This window comes from Paenibacillus thiaminolyticus, assembly GCF_003591545.1.
Lineage (GTDB): Bacteria > Bacillota > Bacilli > Paenibacillales > Paenibacillaceae > Paenibacillus_B > Paenibacillus_B thiaminolyticus_A.
In genome coordinates this window covers 49,860-76,239 of record NZ_QYZD01000026.1, presented here as the reverse complement: position 1 = coordinate 76,239, position 26,380 = coordinate 49,860, and the positions used below count along the sequence as shown (strand labels likewise).

The window sequence follows — 26,380 nt, the reverse complement described above, 5'->3', positions numbered from 1 at the left end:
CGCCGATGGTACTTGGACCGCAGGGTCCTGGGAGAGTAGGACGCTGCCAAGCAGAGGCTTTACATATCGGTCTCCGGAGAAGTCTGAGAGATACGTTACATTCCCTGATAGCTCAGTTGGTAGAGCACTCGGCTGTTAACCGAGTTGTCACAGGTTCGAGTCCTGTTCGGGGAGCCATGGAGAGATGTCCGAGTTTGGTCGAAGGAGCACGATTGGAAATCGTGTAGGCGTCACAAGCGTCTCGAGGGTTCGAATCCCTCTCTCTCCGCCAGTTGTGGCCCGTTGGTCAAGCGGTTAAGACACCGCCCTTTCACGGCGGTAACACGGGTTCGAATCCCGTACGGGTCACCATTACATTCATATGGACACTTAGCTCAGTTGGGAGAGCACCATCTTGACAGGGTGGGGGTCAGCGGTTCGAACCCGTTAGTGTCCACCATATTATCGCGGGGTGGAGCAGTTCGGTAGCTCGTCGGGCTCATAACCCGAAGGTCGCAGGTTCAAATCCTGTCCCCGCAATATTATTTCCATCGAGAGCGGTTATTACGCATCGATGCGGAAAATGAATAACAACTATGGAGCTGTGGTGTAGAGGCCTAACATGCCTGCCTGTCACGCAGGAGAACGCGGGTTCGAATCCCGTCAGCTCCGCCATTATTATCAAATGCTGGGGCCCGTTGGTCAAGCGGTTAAGACACCGCCCTTTCACGGCGGTAACACGGGTTCGAATCCCGTACGGGTCACCATGCGAGCCATTAGCTCAGTTGGTAGAGCACCTGACTTTTAATCAGGGTGTCGAAGGTTCGAGTCCTTCATGGCTCACCAGTATGCATTCAACAAGCTTGCGCAGTTGCGCAGGCTTTTTTTTACGCCGGTTAAGGGGTTACCTTGAACCATTCTCCGAATACATTGTAACCATGTGCAGGGAAAAGAATGGAGGATGACGGCTTGGCAAGGCGAATCAGTACAGCACGGCTTAGACCGTTTGTCCGGCGATACGGGCTGCACTTGCGTCACATTCAGCCCTGCCATTCGCTGTATCGACGCAATGCGGCATTTCGGGCGCTTACCGATGAAGGCGTATATGTCATCAAGCCATTTTACCGGAGAAAAAACAGGACGAATTTGACTGCGAAGCAGCAAATTGTTAGCGTCACGGCTTATATTCATAAGCTGCAGGCAAAGCATTATCCCCATCTGCCCCATTGGCTGGTCACCGCATCCGGCCGTTATTGGGTATATCAATCTGGGCGGCCGTACTACATGATGGAGTGGGTAGAAGGCGGCAAACTCCAGCACGAAGACCACTATGAGCAACTCGGCCGGGCGCTGGGGACGCTTCATACGATATGCCAGGCAGATCTTCCCCCCATGTCTCCATACACTTCCTATCAGATTGCATTTTTCCGAGAACAGGACCGAATGTTCCGCCGCCGATTGACGATGATGCGTAAGCGGAAGGGCATCGCGAACTGGTTCAGGGAACATGGCGATCAGTGCATTCGCTTGGCTGAGGAGGCGTGGAGGTCTATCCAGAGGACGGAGACGCAGCAGGTGCTCCAGGAGGAAATCCGCATCCCGGCATTAATCCACGGGGATGTCACCTTCCCGAATGTTATTATGCACTCGAATGGCTTGTATTTGATTGACTGGGATCAGGTCAGAATGGACTCAACCTACTACGAAATCGCAAAGACGCTTCTGAATACCACGAATTTCAATCCGTTGTTAATGGGAGCGCTGTTACAGGGGTATGAGCTGGTGCGTCCGCTGGCGGCAGCGGAACGGACATTGATCGGCTCTTTGTTCCGCTTGCCGGTGGAAGCGTGGGCGGCCACACGCAGCGCGGTCAACGGCCAAGGTTCGCGTCTATCCCGGCTGCTGCAGAATACTTGGGGGGAACGCCTGACCGCCATTCGATGGTTGGACGAATGGGGTGGCCAATCAGGCCAGCGGTAGCTTGCTTACAAGCACAAGCTGGCCCGAGCATCGCGTTATGACCAGCGATCAAGCTTCTGGTACCCTTTGCCCATCCGGTAGGATGAGGGGCTGATTCCGTAGACGGAGGAGAATTGGTTGGAGAAATAATGAATGGAGTCGTATCCGAGCATAAGCGCGATTTCCGTAATCGATTGGCGGCTTTCCATCAACAGGACGGCCGCTTTTTTCATGCGGGCCTGCAGCGCGTAGGCTTTGGGCGACATTCCGGTCTCCTGCTTGAACAGCCGATAGAATTGCGATTTCTCCAATCCGCACTCGCTGCACCAGTAATCTACGGAGAACCGCTGCTCCGGACAGGCCTCCATCTGCTCCAATATGCGGGTAATCCGGTAATCGGCCGTCTCGGTCAGGCTGCCTACTTCATGCCATTGCAATATCCAGCAATAGAAGCAAGCGGAGACTGCCTGTGCCCTATATTTTCCGGAACGGTTGAACGCAGCCAGCGTCTGCTTGATCAGCTCGATCAGATGCGGGTAAGGCCGCAGCGACATGCTCGTCGGCAGCCCATCCAATTCGGGGCAGGGTATCTGTTCCGTAAGCCACCGGGGATCATAGTCGTCCCACTGATAAGCGAAGGTCGGCTGCTTGGGCTGGGGCACGCACCATAAGTCGCAGTAAATATTGCAGGCATCCATCGTTGCCCCCGGGGCCGGAACGAAATAGTGTCCTTCTCCCGGACGGACGAAGATCAGGCTGCCGCTGGCAACAGGGTATACCTGTTCATTGACAATCATATGTCCATGGCCTTCCGTGAAGAGATGGAAGGCATAGCTGTAGCCTCTGCGCCGCTGCTCCTCAGGAGCCCCGCGATAGTTGTACATATGCGCCGCACGGATATGGGGCTGTACCTCAATGAGCGGTTTCATCGTTTTTCCTCCACATGATCGGAATTTTGTATAAATGACAGGAAGCTGTCTTAAATACGTCCGCCTACGTAAATGATACAATGATCTCAAGAAAATGTCATGTATAGGAGGATATTATGCGCTACAGACAGGTTCACCTCGATTTCCATACGTCGGAGCATATTTCTGATATCGGGAGAAATTTTTCTAAAAAGAATTTTCAAGAAATGCTGCAGCTGGGACATGTGGACTCGATAACCGTGTTCGCCAAATGCCATCACGGCTGGGCGTATTTCCCTTCGGCAACGAATGCAATCCATCCGGGGCTTGATTTTGACCTGCTTGGCGCCCAGATCGAAGCGGCGCACGAGATCGGCGTCAAGGTGCCGATTTATATTTCCGTCGGCTTCGATGAGAAGCTGGCTTGGGAGAAGCCGCAATGGCTGATGCGGGATGAAGCGGACCGGATGAACTGGGTGGACTCCTTCATGAAGCCGGGCTATCATCAATTTTGCTTGAACACGCCCTATCTAGATCTGGTCATTGAGCAGGTGCAGGAAGTGGTGCGGAAGTATGACGGCGACGGCATTTTCCTCGATATTGTAGGCGAGCGGACGTGCTACTGTACGACCTGTCTGAAGCAAATGCAGGCGGACGGCCTCGATCCGCATAACAAGGAAAAGGTGATTGCGAACGGCCGCCGCATTTACGCGAACTATACGACACGCATCCGGGAAGCGATCGACGCGATCAAGCCGGGATTGCCGGTCTTCCATAACGCGGGACATATTCATCAGGGGCGCCGTGATCTGATGGGCATGAACTCCCATCTTGAACTGGAGTCGCTGCCGACCGGCGGCTGGGGGTATGATCATTTCCCGCTGTCTGCCCGGTACGCGCAGCCAACCGGCTTCCATTTCCTCGGCATGACCGGGAAATTCCATACCTTCTGGGGCGAATTCGGCGGTTACAAGCATCCGAACGCCTTGCGCTATGAGACAGCGCTGAGCTTGGCGAACGGTGCCCGCTGCTCGATCGGAGACCAGCTTCACCCTGGCGGACAGATGGACCGGGCGACGTATGAGCTGATCAGGAAGGCGTACGCGGAAGTGGAGGCCAAGGAAGCATGGTGCATCAACGCAGTCAACCATGCGGATGTCGCACTGCTTACGGTAGAGGCCGCCGGCGTACAGCAGGAAAGCGGAGCCATGTATTCCGGCAAAGTCGATATGGGTGCGGTCCGTATGCTGCTGGAAGGCAAAATCTTGTTCGATATTGTAGACCTGGAAAGCGACTGGAGCGGCTATACGGTGCTCATTCTCCCGGACTCGATCGTGATGAAGGATCCCATTTTGCCGAAGGTGGAGGCGTTCTTGGCTGCAGGGGGCAAAGTGCTGGCGTCCGGGCGTTCCGGCCTGAATATCGAACTGACGCGGCAGATGCTGTCCCTTGGCTTCACCGATATCGGGCCGAATCCGTTCCGTCCGGATTATTTCCGTCCGCTATGCGATGGAATGGCGAATCTCGGAGAAGCGGCTTATGTCATGTACGGAGAAGGCCGCCGCATCGAGCTGACAGACGGCACAAAGCTTGGAAGAAGAGAGGATCCGTACTTCAACCGCCAGGCATTCCGTTTCTGTTCCCATCAGCATGCACCGAGTTCTGAACAGGATGGCGGTCCTGGCATGGTCGAATCCGCCCAAGGCATTTATATCGCTTGGAACGTATTTGAAGATTATGCGACGAAGGGCAGTCTCATTTTGAAGGAAATGGTCCTGTTCGCGCTTCGCCGGCTGCTCGGGGAGCAGATCACGTTGAAGACGACGCTGCCTGCCCAGGGCGTGACGACGCTCCAGCATCAAGCAGCAGAGCGCCGATATATCAATCATTTGCTGTATGCTTCCCCAGTGAAGCGCGGGGAACGGGTCGAAATCATTGAAGATATGATTCCGCTGCAACAGGTCGAGGTTCAGCTCCAGCTGCCGGTGACCGACGTGAAGCGGGTCTATCTGGCTCCGCAAATGACCGAAATCGAGTTCAAGGCGTCCGGGGGAGATGTGCAATTTACCGTGCCTCAATTGGAATGCCACCAAATGGTCGTCGTAGAGTATAATGAGTAGCAGCAGGACAGACATCCCGGAGTTGCGAGGAGGAACCAACGTGGTAGACTTGGGTAAAGTGTTAGTAGAAGAGTATCGTGGCAATTGGTTGGAATGCGCGTACACCGGCCATATGGTCGGTGTGAATGAGCTGGGAGAGGCGCTGTTCTCGGTAGGGGACGAGAACTATGTCAGCTTCATGCGTTCATCATCGAAGCCGGTTCAGGCGCTGCCCGCGCTCATGGCCGGAGTGTCGGAGCATTATGGATTGAGCGACGAAGAGATCGTGCTTATGACGGCATCCCACCGGGCGCAGCAATTCCATGTAGAAGCGCTGGAATCGTTCATGCGCAAGACCGGAATCTCGGAGTCGCAGTTCGTATGCAAGCCGACGTATCCGCTGAACGTAGCGGCCCGCGACGAGCTGATCGCCCATGGAGAGCCTGCACGCTCCATCTACCACAATTGCTCGGGCAAGCATCTCGGGGTGCTGGCGCTCTGCAAAATGAAAGGCTGGCCGACCGAGAACTATGCCGAGCAGGACCATCCGGTGCAGCAGCAGGTGCTGTCTCTGATGTCCGCGCTCTCGGATGTGCCTGTCGAGCAGATCCGGTTAGGGACGGACGGATGCGGCTTCCCGGTCTATGCGCTGCCGATCCGCAATATCGCTACGCTGTACTTGCGGCTTGCTTGTCCGGATCTGATTCCGGATGAGGCGGTCCGAGCAGCTGTCATCCGCTTGACGACGCTAATGAACCGGCACCCGTTCTACGTATCCGGCACCCAGTTGATCTGTCCGACGCTTCTGCAGGACGACAACATCGTCGCCAAAGGCGGCGCCAAAGGAATCTACTGCTTCGGCTTGCGGCAAGAGCGCATGGGGATCGCCTTCAAAGTGATGGACGGCTCCGAGGATCAATGGCCGCTCATCGTGGCCCATATTTTGAAGGAGATTGAATATCCGAACGCGGAGACGATCGAGCGTCTGCGGCGGCTTAGTCCGCCAGAGACGAAGAACGACAATGGCCGGGTCGTTGGCATGCGGGAAGCGAAGTTCGAATTGAAGTGGGTTAAAAAGTAAGAAGAAAGTATAAGTCGATACCGTCTTGTCCGAAGGGATAACCTGAAGACAAGGCGGTTTTTTCCATTCTTGCCCGCATATAGAAGAAGAGAAAGCTAAGAAAAAAACATCGCTTTTCATCAAAAAAGAATTGATTTTCGATAGGCGGTCTGTTATATTAATAAATGTCCTTCTTCGAGCATACTATCGCGGCAAGTGATGGAATGACGATGGACAGGCTGGACAGCCGATGCGCGGACATAGCTCAGTGGTAGAGTATCGCCTTGCCAAGGCGAGGGTCGCGGGTTCGAATCCCGTTGTCCGCTCCAGAATAAATGCGCCCTTAGCTCAGCCGGATAGAGCGTTTGACTACGAATCAAAAGGTCGGGAGTTCGAATCTCTCAGGGCGCGCCAGATTAACTTTATAGGCCGGTGTGGCGGAATGGCAGACGCGCGCGACTCAAAATCGTGAGGGAAACCGTGGAGGTTCGAGTCCTCTCACCGGCACCAGCATAAGCGACGATGTTCTTTGGGCTTAAACAAGCCTGAAGAACTTTTTTTGTTTTTTAAGCTGTACACATTCGCGTATTGCATGAGCGTCCGGTAAGCCTTTTATTTCACACTCAGATCCAGCAATTCGGGGATGGTCACCAACTTCACCCCATCGTTTTTCAGTGTACGAATGATATCCGGCAAAGCCGCAACCGTTCCGGATAAATCTTGGCCTGTCCCCCCGGCAGAATGTTGCAAAATAATCGCCCCTGGGGATACATGAGCAAGGACATTTGTTTTCACTTCTTCCGCGTCCAAACCTTTCCAATCGAGGGAATCGACATTCCAGTTGACGATCTTTTTTTTCTGGCTTCCCAACCACTTGATTTGATCCTCACTGATATTACCATAAGGCGGCCGGACGATATTGGGGGTATATCCGGTATGCTCGCGAATCAATTGATCCGTTTTAGTGATTTGTTCGCGAAATTCTGCATCGCTTAATTTAGGCAAATTTGCATGGTTGTAAGAATGATTACCAAGGATATGGCCTTCCTCGACAATCCGTTTCACGATGTCTGGATGCTTCTCGATTCTGTTACCAACAACGAAAAAAGTTGCTTTTACGCCTTCGCTTTTGAGTACATCCAACACCTTCGGGGTGAAGTTGTCATCTGGCGCATCATCAAATGAAAGGGCAATTTCCCGTTTCGTACCGGGACCGTGCAGTAGAAATGTTGATCGGTACTTGGCCCGCAAATCCGACAAAGAAAGGGCATGCGGCTCACGCAAATTTGCCTCTGGTCCATCTGAAAGATCTGGTGTTGAAGATCCAACAGAATTTTGCAAAATATGCGGTTGTTCGGGAACGCTGTAGCTGTAAGGATTGCTTCCAGGCTTTGGTTGCGCGTGATTCTGAGCACATCCCGACAGCACAATAAGCCCTGCTAGAACTAATAAGAATAAACGCAAGATCATCTTTCCTCCATTTCTTTGGATATCACGTAGTTATAGAATTACACAATGTGAATAAATTATTCGTGGCTTCTCCAGTCTGAGTTTTGTTTTATCCGCTTCTTTTTTTCAGCCAAAAATAAACCCCTGAAATTATCGTGAAAAACAGTAAATAACCGAAGAAGCTGTATAAATGCATATCGGAATGGACAAACAGTCCAAGCCGCTCTGCTATTTTTTCCAAAATCGGCATCAACAGGCTGACAAACAGGATAATGCCTGCCTTCCCGTACCAAGCAATGATCCAAGTACTGCACATGCCAAACTATCTTTGTTCCAGAAAGTGAATCGTTTTTTTTGGCAAGCGCGGCAATTTCGAGCCGCTCCAATGTTTTGCAGTAGTCATTCTTAATCTCTCCGTCCATCATTTCTAGGTCATCCTCCAAATAATCCACCACGCTTATATGTTGAAACCAATCCCCCGGTTCCGCTTCCGGCTGGCTGACATTTTTCCAGACATACTCCAGCTTAGGGCTGTAAATTCTCCTCGCTCCCTTGCGAAGCCGGCATGATTTTAACCGTAATGGATACGTAATTCCCGGTGCGCCTTCATTTACATCATTGAATAAATACGGCCAGTAGTCCTTCCTCGATCCGGTATGCGGCTGATGTGTCGCCCACTCCAGAGCCTGCCTATGAAAATCCTTATTTTTATACAAAATCGCATACAGCCTTTTGCCAAGTAAAATTCGCTCATGGAGAGACTGGAATTTGGATGACCCTTTGTTCCAAATAGCTCTGTTCATTGATAACTAACGCTATACAAAGAATATACGTATCTCGGACTCTCCAAAAATAATTCCAAACCGTTTCCATAAAAATAGAAGCATTCAAATGAGGCAGCAGATAAAACATGGGTCTATTTTGCCGTAAACCCTCATCGTAAAGCAGAAATAAACTCTCCCTTAGATCGGTCATATTCCAGCCGCCATTCCGCGATACCATATGGCCTAAAAACGCCCAGTGGACATCAGGATGACGGAGATAGAACTCGAGATAGGCTTTTGTTCTCGTCACATTATTTAGGTTGTGGTCCTGTGTAATCTCTCTGATTTTGTTCAGAATCTTTTTCTCGGTAAGAGTTAGCTCATTCAAGATGGCAGGGGAGTGTTTCTTTCTTTTCTTTAATTCCTCGCGAATCGTTTCAAGCGGCGTTTTTTAGGCGCTTTCTTGTAAAAAAGATAGCAGCTTCCCTATCAATTTCTATTCTTTCTCTGTTTTCGGGAGAGCCAACCTGACTCCGATTATGATACTGGCTGATCAAAAGTTTTCGATGAAAACCGTATATGCCCCCGACCTGTCTGATTTGAAATGGTCCAGGGAGGATGAGGAGCAATGGGTTCGCTCAAGGGAATGGCGCTCGCTGCTCTCCTTTATTCAGGACGGAGTCAACAGATTGATCGGCATCCCGAGGGAACTGCGCCGCTTAGCGTTTGAGCGTGCCCGAACCTATATGCTGGATCATTTGGAGCAGGACGGAACGTTTTATAGTTATTACAGCAGTACCTTTTTGATGATTTTTGCCCTGCTGTCCTTAGGCTATAAAAAAACCGATCCGGTCATTACACAGGCCGTCGAGGGGCTTCGGGCAATGAAATGCGAAATTAATGGCCTCCCTCATATGCAATACACTACGGCCAATGTGTGGAATACCTCGTTAATAGGCTATACGCTTCAGGCAGCGGGAGTATCGCATGAAGACCCAATGGTGATGAAGGCCAACAAGTATTTGCTGAGCCGCCAGCATTACCGCTTCGGCGACTGGGTCGTGCACAATCCCAACGGCTTGCCGGGCGGCTGGGGTTTTTCTGATGTGAATACGATGAATCCGGATGTGGATGACACGACGGCCTCGTTAAGGTCCATATCCAGAATTGCGTCGCAGCATCCAACGGCCTGGGCAAGGGGCATCAGCTGGCTTTTGCCGATGCAGAACGATAATGGCGGGTGGTCTGCTTTTGAAAAAAATACGGATTCCAAGCTATTAAAATTTATTCCGCTTGAAAAGGGCCGGTTTTTGCTGCTGGATCCTCCTTGTGCGGATTTGACCGGGAGAACGCTTGAATTTTTGGGGAACTATACTAACCTTCCCGCCAGCCATGCGTTATCCGGACTGCTGTACATTGGCTGTCAAAAGATCAGCGGAAGGACGGTTCGTGGTACGGGCGCTGGGGGATTTGCTATATTTACGGTACATGGGGCGCTGTTACAGGTTTGAAAGCGGAAGGCGTATCAAAAAAGCATCCAAGCATGCAAAAGGCGGCCGCATGGCTGAGGAGTATTCAGAATGCGGACGGCGGATGGGGCGAATCGTGCCGCAGTGACATTCAAATGACCTACGTTTCGTTAAAGACGAGCACGCTGACGGATACGGCTTGGGCGTTGGATGCCTTGATAGCCATTGCAGACCGGCCGACGACGGCCATCCAAAAAGGTATCACATTTTTGCTAGATTCCCTTGAGAAAGAGGATTGGACCACGGACTATCCAAAAGGCCAAGGGATGGGAGGAGCGTTTTATATCCATTATCATAGTTACCGGTATATCTTTCCCCTGCTTGCATTAGCGCATTACCGAAGGAAGTTTGAATAACGAAGGATTGGAGTCTGGGAGTTGACCAGCCAGTTTAGGTATGATCCGGCGGACGGACTCCAAAAAGGTGATACAATTATCCGTGAAATTGCCGATTCAAAAATGACTTGGCAAGCCCAAGTATTCAATATTGGGATAGAGAGCAGGTGCGATATTATGATAGATGTGGAGAAGTTAGCTGGAGTTTTTGCCAATGATCCCTATAATATAGAAGATGTCTACCGTTTAGTCATCCAGCCGAAAAGTATTTTGCGTGAATTTCGAACCGTTAGGCATGGATTTCTTTTTATAGTTCGCGGACAAGCTAGAATCTGTGTGAATGGAACGATCTACGATTTACATCCAGGATTCGTATTTCATGCGGCTCCAGGCATGCAGTTGGACTCGAGAGTGATAGGCCAATCCGAGTTGGAATATTATTCTATTTTTTATCGCCTGGATAAGAGCGGGGAAGAAAAACGCGATCATGGATGCAATGCTCATTTCAAGCTGGAGCCCAGAGCCAACCCGAGAGTGATCGACTTACTGACTATGCTTCATCAGAATGCCCAAACACTTGGAGGGATTGGGAAACTTCGCGTGAAGGAATTATTTTTAAGTATCCTGCATCAAGTGCTGGTGGGCCACAAGCATCGGATGACCAGCAGCGCTCCAAGTAAACGAGTGATAGAGGAAGCGACTGATTACATAAAAAGACATTATATGAACCCGCTGACACTGGAAGAGATAGCGGGGCTGCATGCTATGAGCCCTAAAAGCTTCTCCTACTTTTTTCATAAATATACAGGGTGTCGCCCAATCGACTATCTCATCAATTATCGTATGGAAAGAGCGAGTGAATTGCTTAAAGCCGGCATTTTTCCTATCCGTGATATTGCTGTCAGTGTCGGCTACGCCAATCCGTTATATTTCAGCCGAGCGTTTAAAAAGAAATTCGGCATGTCTCCCTCCGCATACGCAGATCAATAAAATATTCCTATCTATGAGTGAAGATGGATGTGTTTCAGCCCCGGATTAGATAATTGTTCATGCCTCATTTGGGATTTGTGTATTTGCTTTTGCTGGGGTCCTTGCTACACTATTCACTGATAATGAGAATCGTTATTGATATTTTCCGTGACCATATTATCGAACAGGAGAGGTTGGTAGAAGTGACTGCATATCGGCAATTATGTATCGGATTTTCCTTATCGGCAACCTGGATGAAAGGACACGGTTGGCGGCGTTCGGATAGCGGCGTGGAGAAAATGGGATCGATTGATTATTACATCGAAGTGGCCAAGATGGCGGAGAAGGCAAAGCTCGATTTTCTGTTCAGGGCGGATTATCTTTATATTAGCCCGCAGATGCTGGGTGATTCCGCTAATTTTGGCAGTCACGACCCTACGATGATGTTAGCGGCGATCGCCCGCGAGACGGAGCGGATCGGCCTCGTTACCACGGTGTCCACCACGTTCAATCCGCCGTATATTGTCGCAAGGCAGCTTCAGTCGCTGCATTGGCTTAGCAACGGACGGGCCGGCTGGAATATTGTCACTTCGATTGAAGGAGCGGACAATTTCGGTGAGTCGCCTATGCCTTCTCCGCAAGAAAGATATGCGAGAGCAAGGGAGTTTACTGATGTTGTACGCAAGCTTTGGGCAAGTTTTCCCCATGAAGCCATCGTGATTGACCGCGAGTCGGGCACTTTTTCGGATCCGGATCAAGTTCCCCCGATCAATCATTCAGGCGAGTTTTTCAGTGTCAAGGGACCGCTTACTTTGCCTGCCCATCCATCGGGCTCGATTCCTTTATTTCAAGCAGGCGCATCGGATACGGGACGCCATTTTGCAGCTTCCATAGCGGATGCCATTTTTGCGGCGATGCCGGATCTGGAATCGGGGGTGGAGTTGCGACATGATCTAAGAAGAAGAGCCGAGGCGCATGGACGCGATCCGGATGCCATCAAAGTTCTGCCCGGACTGTATTTTTTCTTGGGCGAGACCCGCGAGGAAGCGCATGCCTTATATCAAGCTGCGCACGCGCATTTGAGTGTTGAGCGCAGACAGGCATCGCTCCAATCTGTGCTGGGCCTTGATGTAAGCGGCTTTGCTCCGGATCATCGCGTAACAGCCGATATGCTGCCCGATCCGAATCAGCCCGTCCGCAGCCGAACGCATGCTGAGCTGTTGCGCCGATATATTACTGCCTATCAGCCTACAGTAGCAGAGGTGTTGGCAAGGCCTGATGTGACCGCGTCCGCTCACTGGGTTGCGGTTGGAACGGTCGAGGATGTGCTGAACGATATTATGGAGCGGTTTGAAGCAGGCGCAATCGACGGCTTCATCGCGCTTCCGGGCGGTTCGGAACAATCGCTGGAGCTATTTTTTGAAAAGTTGATGCCGCAGTTGGTGGAGCGAGGTTTGTTCAGAAGAGAATATACAGGCTCGACTCTAAAGGATCATTTAGGCATGCAACATCTGTCATTGGAATGAACCGGAGCCGATGCCAAGCAGGGTTTTTTACGATGATTGCGGGGCGTTCCAAGATGAAGCATTTGGTTACATCATATTGAGAGTATGCCGGAGGGAGCAACATGATTAGATGGACTGGCTTGATTGTTTCGCTTTTCATTCTGATAGGAGTGCTGGCCGGTTGTTCCGGCACGCCCGTGGAGAACACGCCTTCGACTTAACGGGGCCAATGTGCATGAAAGTGAGCAACCGGGCGGTGCAAGTACGGCTGAAGCCGACGGGCTTGATAATTCCCTCAATACAGGAAGCGTCTTGGCTATCCGGCTGGCTGCAGATAATTTTATGGAACTGGCGGGTCAATAGGGAAGAATGAAAAACGCCCCGGCTTGGATGCAAGCGCGGGGCTGGTTCTCGTTCAGGACGGATCCTCTTTTACATATTCCAATATATCACCTGGCTGACAGTCCAGCACTTCGCATATTTTCTCCAAGGTAGAAAAGCGGACCGCCTTCGCTTTGCCATTTTTCAGGATGGACAGGTTCGCCATCGTAATGCCGACCTTCTCCGACAGCTCGGTGACGCTCATTTTTCGTTTTGCCAACATAACATCGATATTGATGATAATCGCCATATGGACACCTCAGACTGTCAAATCATTTTCTGATTTGATTTCAAGTGCGTGGGTTAGCAGTTCTTGAAGCACTGCCGCAAAAATCGCTACCGTGAAAGCGGCAAAAATGATGACTGCTCCTATGAGTGCGATGGAAGTGAGCAGGACGCTCTGGAAGCCAAGGAATGCGCCACCTAAAGCATAGATGATCGCGATTGCAACGGCGCACTGTTTGATGCGCTTCAACGATGCTACAGCGAAATCGGAAAAAGCATGTTTTCGTTCGATATATTGGAGCAGCTTGTAAGATTGATAAAGAGCAATGTAAAAAGGTATCGATGTCGTATATACAACGATGAGTACCGGATATTTCAAAGAGATGTAATCCGGATACTCCGCTGCACGGCTGGTCACGAATCCGGGCAGCCAGAATATAGACAAAATCAAAGCCGTAATCCCAATCATGGCGATAGCCAGTTTAAGGAAAGCGGTTTTTCTTCGCAGCATACAGCACCTCGCATAAAATGAATGGCAATAGCATATCACTGCATTTATCGTTTATCAATATGTTTTTCATGTTTCTTGGTTAACATCTATTTATGGCATCTCAAGCGGCTGTTCTATGCTCTGGGAGCGGCCTTCCTTCACATGCTTCAACTGGGCGACGATCATGAACGATACGATGACCAGCAAGAACCATGAACTGAATTTCCCCAACTGAACGAGATTCCAACCATTGGCCTGATGCGGATAGCGCCAAGCACCCAGGAACGTCCCGATATTTTCCGCTACCCAAATAAAGAAACCGATCAACGCAAACGAGAGCACGAGCGGCATCCGCCGCGTCACGCCCAGCACCGTATATTCGACATATGTGCGAAGGAAGACGGCGAACAGCAGAATGGTCAACACCCAGCGCAAATCGTAGATGAAATGGTGGGTCATGAAATTGAGGTAAATCGCCGCGCCGAGCGGGACGGTACACCACGGCTTCGGATACCGGTGCAGCTTCACCTGCAGCCGGCGCCACGCCTGGCATAAGTAACTGGCGACGCTCGCATACATAAATCCGCTATAGAGCGGCACGCCGAACACTTTGGTCCATCCGTCGAGCGGATAAGCCCATGATCCCATGTGAACTTTGTAAATTTCAAGCACGAGCCCGATCAGATGGAACACGCAAATGACCTTTAGCTCGTCCATCGTTTCCAGCCCGGAACGGATCATGATGATTTGAACCGCGAGACAGATAAGGAGCATGAAGTCGTAAGCGGGAATGTACGGGATGTCTATCACCCGCGTGAGCGCAAGCGCCGCAAAAATAATGGCCGGGAACAGGCAGGACAGCGCCTGCTGCCAGCCGAACTCGACAAATGATTTAAGCTTGAAAGCCATGATAGGTTCCCCCTGCATTGGAATCCGTCTGACGGAAGGGCAGTACACCTCCGCAACGGCACCTTGAATGATCCGCCATGCGGCTCGACAGGTCTTATCATACTCGTCGGTTATCCTCCTGGTCAATAAAAATTTATTGTTTATCGATAAATACTTATTGTTTAATTTGTGTATGTCCAGATTTTGTCTAGTTTTCAGGTGTCGCTGCTTCATGAAGTCGCCTATAATAAAAAGCGGATAGAAACACGTACGGGAGGATCGTGAATGGGCACAAAGAAGAGAACCGCTGCAAGGATAATCTATAGTCAAAACGGGCACGGCAGCTTATGTAACCGATATGCAGTATATCTATGAATATCAGATCGAGGAGCAAAAAACGATCGAAGCAACGGCGGTCGAAGTCATTGAGGATGAGGGCACGGAACGAATGTTGACCTTGATCACCTGTGATGACAGCGGCAAGGCGCGGGTGTTGACGAGAGGCAGATTTGTCGGCAAGACGCCGATTCAAGAGGCAACGAAGGAGATGAAGGATGCCTGTCAGCTGGAAATGAGCAACTTATAGCCATTGAGGGGCCGAGTGAATCGGCGGCGCTTCTCGGGATGCAGCCGGGGAGCGGCTGTGTGCTTACTTGCCCCGGGAGGCTGCCGCCGTCTTCCGCATAAGACATTATCTTTTTTCTTCGCGATCAACCCATCTTTTGCAAAAATAGTAACGCAATTTTTTGCGCGCTCTAACCAATAATTGCGCAGAAGCTTGCTCGCTGATCCCTAATTCCCGAGCCAGCTCTCGATGTGACTTATCTTCCATATAGTAGCGAAACAACACATTGCGATATCTCTCATTAAGCTGGTCAAGAGCTTCATGAAGCATTTCATCGCGAATTTGCTCCTCCACTTGATCGGCTACGGCCGTTTCGGCTTCGGAAGAGAACAGTTCCTTTTCCTCTATGCTCTCCAGGTTGGATAAATATTGATATTTTTTGTCTTTCCTCAAATAATCATAAGCGGTATTCCGCGCGATTTTTTTGAGCCACGCCTTCATATTGGCCGCATTTTTCGATTTAGGCGATGAGTCAATCACCTTCAAGAAGGATTCTTGGATAACGTCTTCCGTCAGCTGATGATTTTGCAGTAAAAAGTAAATGTCATGGTAGATGAATTCCCGGTAGGATTGGTAAGTCAATTCTTGGGATGAGCGGTCCAGGTGTTGAAAATTACGCTGTAAAAAAGACAACCACTGTTCCATAATGCCCCCTCCACGAACTGGCAAGCATATGTTCCTATCTCGCCCTTTTTTTCTATATATACTAATATATACTAAAAAGGTAGATTGATCTATGAAATTTCTCATAATACTTACTACTTTATACAATAAAAAATCATTTCGTCATATTTTGGTAGCCTTGTCCGTCTACTATATAGAGAAACCTTCATCATGACTTTACATCCATCATCTAACGGGCAGGAGGTGTGTGTCCCCCGCAACGTCTGATGCAGTGTAAAGTTCTGCAGGAAGTTTTGAAGTCGAGGTCATGGTAATGTTCAAAAAACAAAGTGGGAGGGTTTTCTATGAAACTAGGTAAAAAGACAATTGCTGGATTGGTCGCTGTTGTAGCTTGCTTCTCCTTGTCCACGGCGGCATTTGCGAACACAAGCTCCACGTCGGCACCGGGCTATGGAACGCTTACCGGTGAGTTATCGGGTAAATCCTATAAGACAAAGGTCTCTCAAAATCGTGACAATGCGTACCTGACAGTCGGAGGCACGATTCAAGACATTAACGGCAAAACACTTGTCCGGCAGCAGGAAATTCGCAGTTCTAGAGGAGCGACTAATTTATCGGGCTCCTGGAGCTCGTTGCCTTCCAAAGCTTATGCTATATATGGAGCGCATGGCGTGCAGGGTGGAAACACCCATGGCGCTAAGGCCGTATACACTTACACACACGTGTAAGCTGGAGTAAGAGCAGGGTCATGGCTGTGTAGAAGAATGTTTATACCAATGCGGATCAAGTCTGCCTAGACTTTGTTTGCTTGGTATAAACATCTTCTTTTTTATAACGGGAAATACATATTAGACAATTGTAAAAAAATATTCGCACAACCTATTGACATTTATTTTTGACAAGTGTAAAACTTTATGTAAGACAATTGTCAAAAAGGAGTTAATGGGATGAGAAAGATGAAGAAGCTGCCTGATGCGGAATTTGACATTATGAGGGTAGTGTGGGCGAATGAACCGCCGATTACGACTGCCATGATTATGGAGCAACTCGGGAATGAACGCCAATGGAAGGCTCCTACCGTCATTTCCCTGATGCTGCGTTTGGTCGAACGGGGGTTTTTGCAGACGGAAAAGGAAGGGAAGGAACGCACATATTATCCGCTCATACGCAAAGAAGACTATCTTGCCTTAGAAACGCAGCATTTTATGAAGCAGTATCACGAAAACTCATTTTTAAGCTTTGTTAATACCTTGTACAACGGGAAGCAGCTTACGGAAAAAGAGTTGGATGAATTGTTGAAATGGGCCAAGGAACGGAGGGAGTAGCCGGTGCAGGGATTTATGATTGCATTGCTGGAATGTTCGCTTTCGATGTCCGTCATTGCCCTTCTATATATGGCGATTACCCCGCTGCTTGCGAAGACCTTCACGGCAAAAGGACGTTACTATGCATGGCTGGTCATCATACTCGGATTCATTATCCCGTTCCGGCTTCATCCGCACGTCTCGGCGATCCGTCTCGATACGCTGCTGCCTGTGGTGAAGATGACGGACAGCGGCTCCGCCCGCCAAGCCGTGTCCGCAGCGGCGACGTCATCAGCTATTCCGTGGCAGGCCGTCGCTGGCGGTCTGTGGCTTGCAGGAGTCGTTGTATTTCTGGCCTATCACACCATTCGGCACCGGCGCTTTCTGCAAATGGTGACACGGTGGAGCACGGAGATTCGCGACCGGCAAGCGCTACATATGCTGCATGATGTTCAAGCAAAGCTGGGAATAAGACAGCAAGTTGCTTTGCAAGCTTGTCCCGGCATTTCCAGTCCGATGCTGCTCGGCTTTGTCCGGCCAACCATTTTGCTTCCATCCAACAAGATCCCCTCAGACGAGCTTCCACTGATTTTTAAGCATGAGCTGGTACATTTGAAGCGAAGAGATTTATGGTATAAAGCACTCGTGTTCGTAGCCGCCGCCTTCCACTGGTTCAATCCAGTCGTCTACGTCATGGCAAGAGAAATCGCCCTTCAATGCGAGCTCTCCTGTGACGAGGAAGTGGTCAAAAACAAGGATATCGCCGGTCGGCAACAATATGTCGAAGCCATTATCGGGATGCTAAAAAAACAGTCCGTAGCGCAAACCGTATTTTCCACCAATTTTTATGGCAGCAAGCAAGGCTTGAAAAACAGGGTTCTCTCCATCATGGATGCCAGAAGCAAAAAATGGGGGACGCCCATTGTGGCGCTCGTTATTGCGGCGACGTTAAGCACGGGTACGCTGTTAACGCTGAGCGCGCCGTCACCTTATCCCGTCCAACCCGCGCCTTTGTCGAAGGTGGAAGCGGATCCGGTAGAGAAGCTTCCGGTGAAGCATCCTCCTGAATCAACTTCTCCAGTACATCACCTCGACGCAAGTAAGGACGGATCTGCCTCTGAGCATGAGCTTCTTCCTAACGATGCCTCTCCACGATTAATCCAGGGAAAGCAAAAGGTGGAGATGGAGGGTCCGGCTGCTGAGGGACCTAAATTAATCAAGATCGAGTAAGGACACGGCAGAGCAGGCACGCTCAGGAATTCAATTCTTTCTTAGTGAATCGGCTGGAAATATCGAAGGGGGATGACATTGTGAAAAAAGCATGGCTTTTTAGGTTAGTTTCTTGTCTGCTCATCGTCGTCATGTTGGCAGCGGGCTGTTCCAATCCGAATCCGAATTCAAATCCAAATCCGGGTGAATCCAATGCCACCGGCGACGGAAATCAGAATCCGTTTGAAGCGGGTAATGAGGAAACTGTCATTCTGGGCGGCATCGGTCATGGGTTTGTCAATCCGGACTTAGATGAGAACGGGAAAATGCGTTCCTTGCGCTACGATGGCGGCGAGATAAAAATTCCTTATTCCGTGAACGCTTCGGGAAAAGCCAAAAATGTCGGCTTTCTCGTATTTGTAGACGGGATACCGCAGCCCTATAAATTTAACACAACCGATGCGCCCTACGAATATATGCACATTTTTGAGCTGGAGGAGGATGATAAAGACACGCCGTTCACATTCGTGTTCACCCCGGTCACAGGCAAGAAGGGGGATACCCTGGGCATCAGCATCGCCAGCATGTACAATCCGGGCTTTATCCCGGATATGAAAGAGACAAGCTCGTACGGCGGCTATCACAGTACGTTGGAAGCGGGAGGAACCCTGTATTTTAACAAAGACGCGGATGCTCTTGATCCTTCCTCTATCCCGCAATATGAGTATGCAAGCGATGTCCGCCTGTCGACAGAGCCGGTGACGAAGGAACTGCTGGAAGCGCAAAGCGGCATGGAGGCCGTAGATATGGACACATTGGAGCAGCGCATGTTTAGCGATTTGTATATTGACGGCGAGGTCAAGCGCGACAACGTTAAGGTCAATGACAGCGGAACCCTTCACGTTAGCTTCAAAATATTCGGCCATCCCGGAGTTCGGTATCGGAACACGCTATTTATCAATCATCAGGCGGTAACAAGCAAGGACGGAAGCTCCTTTGACACGGAGCTGGCCAAGGGAGAGGTGGCGGTAATCGACATGGATATTGATTTGGAAAAGCTGGACGATTTCAGCACGATTTATGTGGTGTCCGTTCCCGTGAATGCGGCCGATTTCCCCGATGATGTGATTGTTTTGCAGAAGACCTTGTCCCTCTTACTATACAAATGATTGGAGAAAAGGGTGACATGAACATGAAACGGTTGAGCGTCATATTGGCCATATTCGTACTGCTTACTGCAGGATGCTTGCAATTCAATTCCAGCGGCGCAAGCCCAAATAAGCCGGTTCAACCCGGCGATCCGACCTCCCGGACTGAAAGCAAGGGCGGCGCTGCGGAGCCGAGCGTTGTGTCAGATTTGAACCTGGAGAATATAGAAGGCGGCATCAAAAATATTTATTACGCGCACGGCAATCAGGTTCTCATTTCGGCTGATCAACTCTATTTGTATGATTTGGGAGCCCGGAAGATCGCAGCGTCATCTCCGCAGCCCGCCTTCGAACGGGAAAATTATTGGGTTATTGAAAACGGATACGCGGCAGTGAGAGAAACATTGGTCAGTGGTGATGGCGGGGGCATCGTCATGACGAATGGCGCGAACCAGTATCACTGCATCTTGTACGATGCGAACTTACAGCCGATCTCCGAGTTCGATCTCGATTCATTGCTGGAAGGCGATGAAATGATGTTATCGTTTGAAGCGATTGCGCTGTCTGCCGATGGAAGTCAAGTTGCCTATGCCACATCCGCCGGACTGTATCTCTATGATTGGAAAGCGGAAAAAAAGACAACGATTATCGATTTGGCATCGGATGATGCGGCGGTGCGTTCCGGCATGGTTACTTTGGAGCAAATCGGATTTACCGATCAGGACAAGCGACTTGCGTTCAAGGCGCAAAGCTTGGATATCCCCGCCGTTCCGGGCAAGCCTTCCTTCGACACCTGCGGAATCGTCAATACGGATGGTTCCGGACTGTCGAATCAGACCTTTGACAATTACACCTGCAAGGAACTAACGGCTTACAATAAGCATCTGTTTTTGGCCGAAGATTTTACGACGGCTACCGGAAGAATGTTGCTAATGGATCCGCTTAGCGGGAAGACGAAGCTGATTACGCTGAACGAAAAAAAGGAAAGCGGAAACATTGCGGGCTCTAACTCCGGACGCTATTTCGCGGCGCCGGTGTCGGATGGATCGGTCTGGAAAATTCGGATTTACAACACGGACACAGGCGCTGTAGAGGCCGAGCAGATCATCTCCAGTGAAGGCAAGGAGCTGTATATGGCCAATGAGCCGATCATTAAGTTGGTGGATGAGACCAGAACTTGCATTGTGTTGCTGGGCTCGAAGCAGGCCGGAATTGATACGAAAATGGTGATCAGTCAGTTTTAAACGGAAAGCCGGACGCTTTCTTTGCCATGCCGAAGAAAGTGCCTCACTTCTATGGGAGGGGCCGATTTGTGAAAGTAACCTTTAAAGAAATTTCAAAGCAGTATAAAGGCAAATATGCATTGAAAGATTTCACCTCCGAGCTGGAGAACGGCATTTACGGGCTCCTCGGAACGAACGGCGCGGGGAAAACGACGCTGATTAATATTTTTGTCGGCATTTTAAAAAGCGATCAAGGGCAGGTCTCGATCAATGATGTGGACGTCAGGAGCATGGGGATCAACTTTTTATCCCGTATCGGCTATTTGCCTCAGTACCCGCAATTCTACAAAAATTTTGAGGTGATGGAGTTTTTACGATATATGTGCGTGCTCAAAAACATTCCTAAGGAAGAAGGCGAAAAAAGAGCGAGAGAATTATTGGATATCGTAAATTTAAGCAGCGCCTCCACCAAAAAAATCGGGGCTCTATCCGGGGGAATGCGCCAGCGCGTCGGTATCGCGCAAGCCATGCTCAATAATCCCGACATCTTAATTCTGGACGAACCGACAGCCGGTCTTGACCCGCAAGAAAGAATCCGCTTCCGGAATCTGATTACCAAATTTTCCGAGAACCGCATTGTCTTGTTGGCCACGCATATCGTTTCCGATATTGAATTTATCGCCAACCAGGTCATTCTGCTCAAGGACGGGCAGCTTTTGAAGCAGGATACTCCAGCGGCGCTCGCGGAGGAAATCGAGGGGAAGGTGTGGTCGGTGACGGCCACGGATGCGACGATCGATGAGAAGCTGTCAAGGCTAAAGATCAGCAATATGATGCGGGAGCGTGACGAGATTCATTTGCGGGTCATTGCCGATGAACAACCGGATGACCATGCCGTGAATGTACAGGCCAATTTGGAGGATGTCTTTCTGTACTATTTCGGAGAGGGCGAACAATGGTAAAATTAATTCTTTTTGAATGCCGCAAGCATTTTCTCAAAAGGTCAATTATTGTAGCGCTACTTCTCTTTTCCATACTGAGCGTGGTCAAAATATACAGCATCTATGATGCCGACTCGCTGCTGTCCCCAACGTCCGATCCGGAGTGGAAGAGCCTCTATTGGGAGATGTACAAGGACTTCGGAGGAACAATCACGAACGAAAAAATCGGGAAGCTGATGTCCATTTATCGGCCTCTTGAGAACCAAACTGCCGATCGCACCGCAAGCAAGACGAACGACAATCCCAATACGTTCACGGGGAATGTGTATCGGGATTACTATTTCTTCCGCTGGTGCTTCGTCAATCCGATGGAGTATGCCTACAACTACAAAAGGTTGGCCAATGACGTCGTAACCGCCGCCAAGGACAATATGGAATTTTATAAGGCGGTCGGTAATGAATACGAGTACCGCAAAAACGCGGCCATTGCGGAACGGTTTACAGGACGAGCGATAACGGATTTTTCCTATACGGAAATGTATCAATACTATGTTCACTATGATTTTTCGGCGTTTTTAGTGCTTCTGCTTTGTCTGTACGGCATCGTGAACGTCTTTGTATCCGAAAAGGAAACGGAGATGGACACCCTGTTATTGACCGCGCAATCCGGCGGGACCAGAACGGTTATGGCAAAAATCTTTGCAACGGCCATCTTTGTATGCAGCATATGTTTCTGGTTTTGGCTGCTTGATTTTGCGGCATTTTCGGTTATTTTTGGCTCATGGGAAGGTGCCTTCTCCCCTCTGTACGCCATTGAAAATTTCGCGAATGCTCCGCTGAACATAAGCCTGGGCTACTACGCGCTGCTATCCGGCATAGTGAAAACAGCGGGAATGCTAGTGCTCGGATTCGTCTTTTTGCTGCTCTCCTGCCTTTTTAAAAATGCGTTATTGCCTTACATGATTAGCCTGTTCGCTGGCTTTGGCTGCATCTATATGCAGGAGGCGTACATGGGCTCCGGGCATGTTCTGTTCAAAATGTTTAATCCGTTCATGCTGGTGGTGAATCGGGAATTGTTTCGCAACACGGAGTTTGTCAATCTGTTCGGCTTTCCCGTGCTCAGCTTTGTTCCGGCCCTGCTGATTGCGGCAGCCTGGGGGGCGATATGTGTGGCAGGCATAGCGATTGTGGTCAGGAAGAACGCTCTCTGCAGACAAGGGGGAAGACAGCGTGTCATTATTGAGCTATGAGATGAAAAAGATGTTTGTCCATCAGAAGGGCTTATTATTTATCGGCCTGTTTTTCGTCTTCAGCATGGCGTCCCTGATTGGCTTTGACACGCCCTCCAACCAGGATATCGAGATGAACTCCGGGCCGTATTCTTACTACCTGGATCAAGTCAATGGTCCGCACTCGGAGGACACGGAACGGTTCTTCGCCAACGAATCCAAAACAATATCCGACGCCAATATCGCGCTGCGCAAAGCATACGATAATTGGTATGACGGGAAGATTTCAGAGGAAGAATTTGAAGCCCTATCCGGTCCGCTGGAGACAACCGTGCAAAATGAAAGAGGCTTTAAACTGATTTATGACCAATTTGCCTATATCCGCGAACATCCGGACAACCGGTATTTTCTGTACACGAACGGCTGGGACGGGTTGTTATCGAACGACAGTCTTGATTTGTTATTTCTTGCCTTGCTGCTGGTGCTCGTGACTCCTATATTCTGTTACGAGTTCGACAGCAAAATGGATCCCCTCATCCTCACCGTGCATAAAGGGACAAAGACACAGGCCATCTGCAAAATAGGTCTGGTATCCGTGAGCGTTATCATCCTATGCCTGTTGATGTCCGGCTTGAGATATTGGTTTTTCGATTTAAAATATGGCCTGGAGAATGGGAGTTATCCGCTGCAAAGCCTGTCATACTTCGGAATGTCTACAAAGAACATCTCGTTATTCGGCACTTTTCTGACGGTGACGGCTTGTAAAATATTCGGCAATCTCAGCTTTGCGATGCTGATCATGTGTGTGGCAGTGTGCATCAAAAAATATGCGCTTACCCTGTTTGCCTGTACCGCCTTGATCCTGCTCCCATATTTCGGATTTAGTCTGGAATCATCCAAATATTTTGTGCCGGGGCCGCTCGGGTTTATGGTTGCGACCGGTTATTTCCGAGGCAATGAATACCATCATAATATATTCACGGATCAGATGGACGTCGTGTTCCGGGAAGTATCCGGCCCTGTCTGGCTTATCTTGTTCGCCGTCACGTTGTGCCTCAGTATCGGGATGTTGATCGTAATCCTGGCTCGGCATATGAATGTATGGGCCGCAAGGCAACGGCGCCATTGGGCGAGGCCGCTCGGTCTTTCGCTCATCCTTTGTTGTGGCGTATCCAGCCTTGCCGGCTGTGTCCCGATGGAGAACGCGGACAACGCTGATATTTACAATTGGTCTTCCCGGCGATCTTTTGAGAATGAGCGCTACCGGTTTCATGTGGATGATACGGATCTGAATGATAGCCGAATCGTTTTCGAGGATAAAAAAACCGGCAAGACAAGAAGCTTAATTCGCAATCCGCTGCAATCACTCACCAAGGTCGAGAATAGTATTTATGGCAACGGTCCTCTTGTCTACTATATGAAATATGATTACGACAAGTCGCAATTTCGGGAAGCCGTTGACAGACTGTCCATTATCGAAGTAGATACTTCGACCTTCAATGAGAGAATTGTGTTTGAAAAGAATGTAAACACGGAAAAAAGCAATTTTTTGGGGCTCGTTCACGCGGATGAGAGCGATTTGCGCTTTTTTAACACGGTAAGCTCTTTCTTTCTGGATGACGATAGCATCTACTTCATTGGCGAGAACGAGATTAGGAAGTTCAATACCTTCACAGGGCGCGCGAATGTCATTATCCGGTATCCGGTCTTGCGAAGCGCCGCTTTTGACGGCCGGGATATTTATTATGTCAATGAGAAATCCGAGGTGGCGAAGTACGACACGAAGACGGATACGGAAACGGTGCTTCCCGATATTATTACGGATTATTTCGTGCTGACCGATACAGAACTGCTTTTTTTGAATCGCAAGGATCAGCAAAAAATCTATGCCATGAGCTTGAGCGATTCGGTAATCCGAAAAATAACGGATAAAACGGCGCTCGACTTTCGTTGCGACGATCACTATATTTTCTATGTCAATAAGGCGGATCTGAAAAAATACCGTATCGACCGGGATGGGCGCAATGACTCGCTTTTCCTGGAGTAGCTTAGACCGCCTTGCCAACGCCAACACGGTAACAGGCAGAAGGTTCACCGAGGAAGAAGGCGGAGCCGAGTATTGTCAGATCGGCACTCATAGAATTGCGATCAAGGCCATTTTGGATTGGCTGAAGTAATTCACGGGCACCTCTCAAAAAAAGCAACAGGCTCTTAAGAAACAGTCTACACTGGGTCTTAAGAGTTTTTTGCATGCAGCGATAATTTTGGGTCCATTTGTAATTCCCGATTGAACGATCGGACAGACTGAAACGTAATATGAGTACTTCACCTGATGTCAAGAGAGAAGGGGGGCGGGCAACAAGTGGATCAGGAGCAGGAGTGGATTCGGCGAGCCGTTCGCGGCGATACCGATGCGTTGGCCCATTTATTGCATCGACACTACTCCTTTTTACACAAATATATGCTGAAGCTGACGATGAACCCGAGCGTGGCGGAAGATGTCGTGCAGGACACGATGGTGCGCTGCATGGAGAAAATACACACGTATAACGGGAAAATGAAGTTTTCGTCGTGGCTCATCATGATCGGCTCGCGGCTGTATATCGATATGCTGCGAAGGAGAAAGGTAGAGCAGCGTTGGCAGGAAGCGGAGCAGAAGCAGGCAGCCCGCCAGCTTCGCTATTATATGGAATCGAGCGATGTGGAATGGTCGCTGTTGCTTGAACAACTGGGAGCGTTGACGGCCGAGCAGCGCGCACCGATCGTGCTCAAGCATTATTACGGCTACTCGATTCCCGAGATCGCGGCCATGTTGAACGTGAATGAAGGCACTGTCAAATCCCGAATCCATTACGGATTGGTGAAGCTGCGGAAGGAGTGGAGCAAAGATGAACAAGCGCAATAAGAAGAAGCTGAATATCCCGATGACTGCCGAGCCGGGGAATAACAAGACGGACCCGGCGCCTGCGGAATGGGAAGCCGACAGCGACTCGCTGCGAAGGCTGCACCAAGCATGGGCCAGCCTGGATCAGGCAAGCGAGCGGAATGCCGAGATTCCGGATGTGGAGCAGCTGCAGCGCATGCTGCACAGCCGCTCCCGGCGCAAGCGCAGCCGGCTGTGGAAGGAGCTGCTTCTGCTCTGGGGGGCGGCCTGCATTCTCGTCGGCGGGGGGTTGTCGCTGGCCATGACAGATTGGCGCGCCTTTACAGGCTTCCAGGCGGCGGCTCTATTGGGCGGCGTGATGTTCTGTCTCGTGAAGTCGCCGCCTCGCGCTTCGGAAGAAGGTGAGCACGAATGAAACGACATTATACAGCCGCCGAAGTTCCGTGGTGGCTATGGCCTCTCATTGCGGTTATCCTCCTTGTGCAAGGCACATGGCTGTTCCTGGATGCCCGCAAGCGGGGAAAATATCCGTGGTTCTGGGGAATATGGGGCTTCACAGGCACGCCGACGCCGCTCTTGTGCTATTTGTTGTTCGTAGTGAAGCCTTGGCGGAAGAAGCGCAACCGGGATCGCCTAGGCTGATGATATGGGGA

General features: G+C 50.0%; 23 protein-coding genes, 11 tRNA genes and 2 pseudogenes. 29 read left to right on the top strand and 7 right to left on the bottom strand.

The window, feature by feature from the left end; translation table 11 throughout:
- Positions 1-101 precede the first annotated feature (101 nt).
- The 9 genes from DQX05_RS22465 (at position 102) to DQX05_RS22425 (ending at position 1,959) form a co-directional block, all read left to right on the top strand.
- Positions 102-177, top strand: a tRNA-Asn gene (locus DQX05_RS22465).
- A 1-nt stretch (position 178) separates the two neighbouring features.
- Positions 179-271, top strand: a tRNA-Ser gene (locus DQX05_RS22460).
- Positions 272-276: 5 nt separating this feature from the next.
- Positions 277-351: transfer RNA gene (locus DQX05_RS22455), tRNA-Glu, on the top strand.
- Between the two features lie 12 nt (positions 352-363).
- Positions 364-439, top strand: a tRNA-Val gene (locus DQX05_RS22450).
- Between the two features lie 6 nt (positions 440-445).
- Positions 446-519, top strand: a tRNA-Met gene (locus tag DQX05_RS22445).
- A gap of 58 nt (positions 520-577) precedes the next feature.
- Positions 578-654, top strand: a tRNA-Asp gene (locus DQX05_RS22440).
- A gap of 17 nt (positions 655-671) precedes the next feature.
- A tRNA-Glu gene (locus DQX05_RS22435) sits at positions 672-746 on the top strand.
- Positions 747-749: 3 nt separating this feature from the next.
- A tRNA-Lys gene (locus tag DQX05_RS22430) sits at positions 750-825 on the top strand.
- Positions 826-948: 123 nt separating this feature from the next.
- On the top strand, positions 949-1,959 hold the full coding sequence (locus DQX05_RS22425; RefSeq protein WP_259392177.1) for a phosphotransferase: 1,011 nt from the start codon (positions 949-951) through the stop codon (positions 1,957-1,959).
- A 35-nt stretch (positions 1,960-1,994) separates the two neighbouring features.
- Here DQX05_RS22425 and DQX05_RS22420 read toward each other — a convergent pair whose 3' ends face one another.
- On the bottom strand, positions 1,995-2,867 hold the full coding sequence (locus tag DQX05_RS22420) for a helix-turn-helix domain-containing protein (protein WP_119795680.1): 873 nt from the start codon (positions 2,865-2,867) through the stop codon (positions 1,995-1,997).
- Between the two features lie 116 nt (positions 2,868-2,983).
- Between DQX05_RS22420 and DQX05_RS22415 the strand changes: the two genes are divergently transcribed.
- The 5 genes from DQX05_RS22415 to DQX05_RS22395 all read left to right on the top strand — a co-directional run bounded on the left by DQX05_RS22415 (position 2,984) and on the right by DQX05_RS22395 (position 6,515).
- Positions 2,984-4,966, top strand: coding sequence for an alpha-amylase family protein (locus tag DQX05_RS22415; RefSeq protein WP_119795679.1), 1,983 nt, complete (start codon positions 2,984-2,986; stop codon positions 4,964-4,966).
- A 40-nt stretch (positions 4,967-5,006) separates the two neighbouring features.
- Positions 5,007-6,026 carry an asparaginase gene (locus tag DQX05_RS22410; protein ID WP_119795678.1) on the top strand — a complete coding sequence of 340 codons (1,020 nt, stop codon included), beginning with the start codon at positions 5,007-5,009 and terminating at the stop codon, positions 6,024-6,026.
- Positions 6,027-6,259: 233 nt separating this feature from the next.
- A tRNA-Gly gene (locus DQX05_RS22405) sits at positions 6,260-6,334 on the top strand.
- 8 nt (positions 6,335-6,342) lie between these two features.
- Positions 6,343-6,419: transfer RNA gene (locus DQX05_RS22400), tRNA-Arg, on the top strand.
- 14 nt (positions 6,420-6,433) lie between these two features.
- A tRNA-Leu gene (locus DQX05_RS22395) sits at positions 6,434-6,515 on the top strand.
- Between the two features lie 102 nt (positions 6,516-6,617).
- On the opposite strand, the gene DQX05_RS22390 is transcribed toward DQX05_RS22395, so the two are convergent.
- Positions 6,618-7,475: a polysaccharide deacetylase family protein gene (locus tag DQX05_RS22390; RefSeq protein WP_182914873.1), complete on the bottom strand. Its 858-nt coding sequence runs from the start codon at positions 7,473-7,475 to the stop codon at positions 6,618-6,620.
- Between the two features lie 332 nt (positions 7,476-7,807).
- A pseudogene (locus tag DQX05_RS22385) lies at positions 7,808-8,651 on the bottom strand (DUF2515 family protein); the annotation flags it as partial.
- 46 nt (positions 8,652-8,697) lie between these two features.
- Here DQX05_RS22385 and DQX05_RS22380 point away from each other — a divergent pair.
- From DQX05_RS22380 to DQX05_RS22370, 3 genes and pseudogenes are all read left to right on the top strand, one after another.
- Positions 8,698-10,103 (top strand): annotated as a pseudogene (locus DQX05_RS22380) (squalene--hopene cyclase); the annotation flags it as partial.
- A 156-nt stretch (positions 10,104-10,259) separates the two neighbouring features.
- Positions 10,260-11,072, top strand: a complete 813-nt coding sequence (locus tag DQX05_RS22375) for a helix-turn-helix transcriptional regulator (protein ID WP_119795686.1) — start codon at positions 10,260-10,262, stop codon at positions 11,070-11,072.
- Between the two features lie 182 nt (positions 11,073-11,254).
- On the top strand, positions 11,255-12,577 hold the full coding sequence (locus DQX05_RS22370; protein ID WP_119795677.1) for an NtaA/DmoA family FMN-dependent monooxygenase: 1,323 nt from the start codon (positions 11,255-11,257) through the stop codon (positions 12,575-12,577).
- A 394-nt stretch (positions 12,578-12,971) separates the two neighbouring features.
- Here DQX05_RS22370 and DQX05_RS22360 read toward each other — a convergent pair whose 3' ends face one another.
- The 3 genes from DQX05_RS22360 to DQX05_RS22350 all read right to left on the bottom strand — a co-directional run bounded on the left by DQX05_RS22360 (position 12,972) and on the right by DQX05_RS22350 (position 14,561).
- Entirely contained in the window at positions 12,972-13,187 is a 216-nt protein-coding gene (locus tag DQX05_RS22360; protein ID WP_119795675.1) for a helix-turn-helix domain-containing protein, read from the bottom strand.
- 9 nt (positions 13,188-13,196) lie between these two features.
- On the bottom strand, positions 13,197-13,673 hold the full coding sequence (locus DQX05_RS22355; protein ID WP_119795674.1) for a DUF2975 domain-containing protein: 477 nt from the start codon (positions 13,671-13,673) through the stop codon (positions 13,197-13,199).
- Between the two features lie 90 nt (positions 13,674-13,763).
- Positions 13,764-14,561 (bottom strand): DUF817 domain-containing protein, encoded by a 798-nt coding sequence (locus tag DQX05_RS22350; protein ID WP_119795673.1) that lies wholly within the window; start codon positions 14,559-14,561, stop codon positions 13,764-13,766.
- Positions 14,562-14,862: 301 nt separating this feature from the next.
- Here DQX05_RS22350 and DQX05_RS22345 point away from each other — a divergent pair, with 301 nt between their 5' ends.
- A complete protein-coding gene (locus tag DQX05_RS22345) occupies positions 14,863-15,126 on the top strand; it encodes a sortase domain-containing protein (protein ID WP_259392178.1) in 264 nt (87 codons plus the stop codon).
- Between the two features lie 105 nt (positions 15,127-15,231).
- Here the strand turns inward: DQX05_RS22345 and DQX05_RS22340 are convergent, their stop codons facing one another.
- Positions 15,232-15,810: an RNA polymerase sigma factor gene (locus DQX05_RS22340; protein WP_119795671.1), complete on the bottom strand. Its 579-nt coding sequence runs from the start codon at positions 15,808-15,810 to the stop codon at positions 15,232-15,234.
- A gap of 323 nt (positions 15,811-16,133) precedes the next feature.
- Between DQX05_RS22340 and DQX05_RS22335 the strand changes: the two genes are divergently transcribed.
- From DQX05_RS22335 to DQX05_RS22285, 11 genes are all read left to right on the top strand, one after another.
- Complete coding sequence (locus DQX05_RS22335; RefSeq protein ID WP_119795670.1) at positions 16,134-16,517, top strand: hypothetical protein; 384 nt, start codon at positions 16,134-16,136, stop codon at positions 16,515-16,517.
- 219 nt (positions 16,518-16,736) lie between these two features.
- Entirely contained in the window at positions 16,737-17,114 is a 378-nt protein-coding gene (locus tag DQX05_RS22330; RefSeq protein WP_119795669.1) for a BlaI/MecI/CopY family transcriptional regulator, read from the top strand.
- Between the two features lie 3 nt (positions 17,115-17,117).
- Positions 17,118-18,323 carry a M56 family metallopeptidase gene (locus DQX05_RS22325; protein WP_119795668.1) on the top strand — a complete coding sequence of 402 codons (1,206 nt, stop codon included), beginning with the start codon at positions 17,118-17,120 and terminating at the stop codon, positions 18,321-18,323.
- Positions 18,324-18,403: 80 nt separating this feature from the next.
- Positions 18,404-19,471, top strand: coding sequence for a beta-glucanase/beta-glucan synthetase (locus DQX05_RS22320; RefSeq protein WP_119795685.1), 1,068 nt, complete (start codon positions 18,404-18,406; stop codon positions 19,469-19,471).
- A gap of 17 nt (positions 19,472-19,488) precedes the next feature.
- Complete coding sequence (locus DQX05_RS22315) at positions 19,489-20,694, top strand: transcriptional regulator (protein WP_119795667.1); 1,206 nt, start codon at positions 19,489-19,491, stop codon at positions 20,692-20,694.
- Positions 20,695-20,762: 68 nt separating this feature from the next.
- A complete protein-coding gene (locus tag DQX05_RS22310) occupies positions 20,763-21,635 on the top strand; it encodes an ABC transporter ATP-binding protein (RefSeq protein WP_119795666.1) in 873 nt (290 codons plus the stop codon).
- Positions 21,629-22,864: an ABC-2 transporter permease gene (locus DQX05_RS22305; RefSeq protein ID WP_119795665.1), complete on the top strand. Its 1,236-nt coding sequence runs from the start codon at positions 21,629-21,631 to the stop codon at positions 22,862-22,864. The genes DQX05_RS22310 and DQX05_RS22305 overlap by 7 nt, the downstream gene beginning before the upstream one ends.
- Positions 22,845-24,890, top strand: a complete 2,046-nt coding sequence (locus tag DQX05_RS22300; protein WP_259392176.1) for a DUF5050 domain-containing protein — start codon at positions 22,845-22,847, stop codon at positions 24,888-24,890. Before DQX05_RS22305 ends, DQX05_RS22300 begins: the two co-directional genes overlap by 20 nt.
- A 285-nt stretch (positions 24,891-25,175) precedes the next feature.
- Positions 25,176-25,748, top strand: a complete 573-nt coding sequence (gene sigY, locus DQX05_RS22295) for an RNA polymerase sigma factor SigY (protein ID WP_182914872.1) — start codon at positions 25,176-25,178, stop codon at positions 25,746-25,748.
- Positions 25,732-26,142 (top strand): YxlC family protein, encoded by a 411-nt coding sequence (locus DQX05_RS22290; RefSeq protein ID WP_119795663.1) that lies wholly within the window; start codon positions 25,732-25,734, stop codon positions 26,140-26,142. Before sigY ends, DQX05_RS22290 begins: the two co-directional genes overlap by 17 nt.
- Positions 26,139-26,369 carry a sigmaY antisigma factor component gene (locus DQX05_RS22285; protein WP_119795662.1) on the top strand — a complete coding sequence of 77 codons (231 nt, stop codon included), beginning with the start codon at positions 26,139-26,141 and terminating at the stop codon, positions 26,367-26,369. The genes DQX05_RS22290 and DQX05_RS22285 overlap by 4 nt, the downstream gene beginning before the upstream one ends.
- The last annotated feature ends 11 nt before the right edge of the window (positions 26,370-26,380 follow it).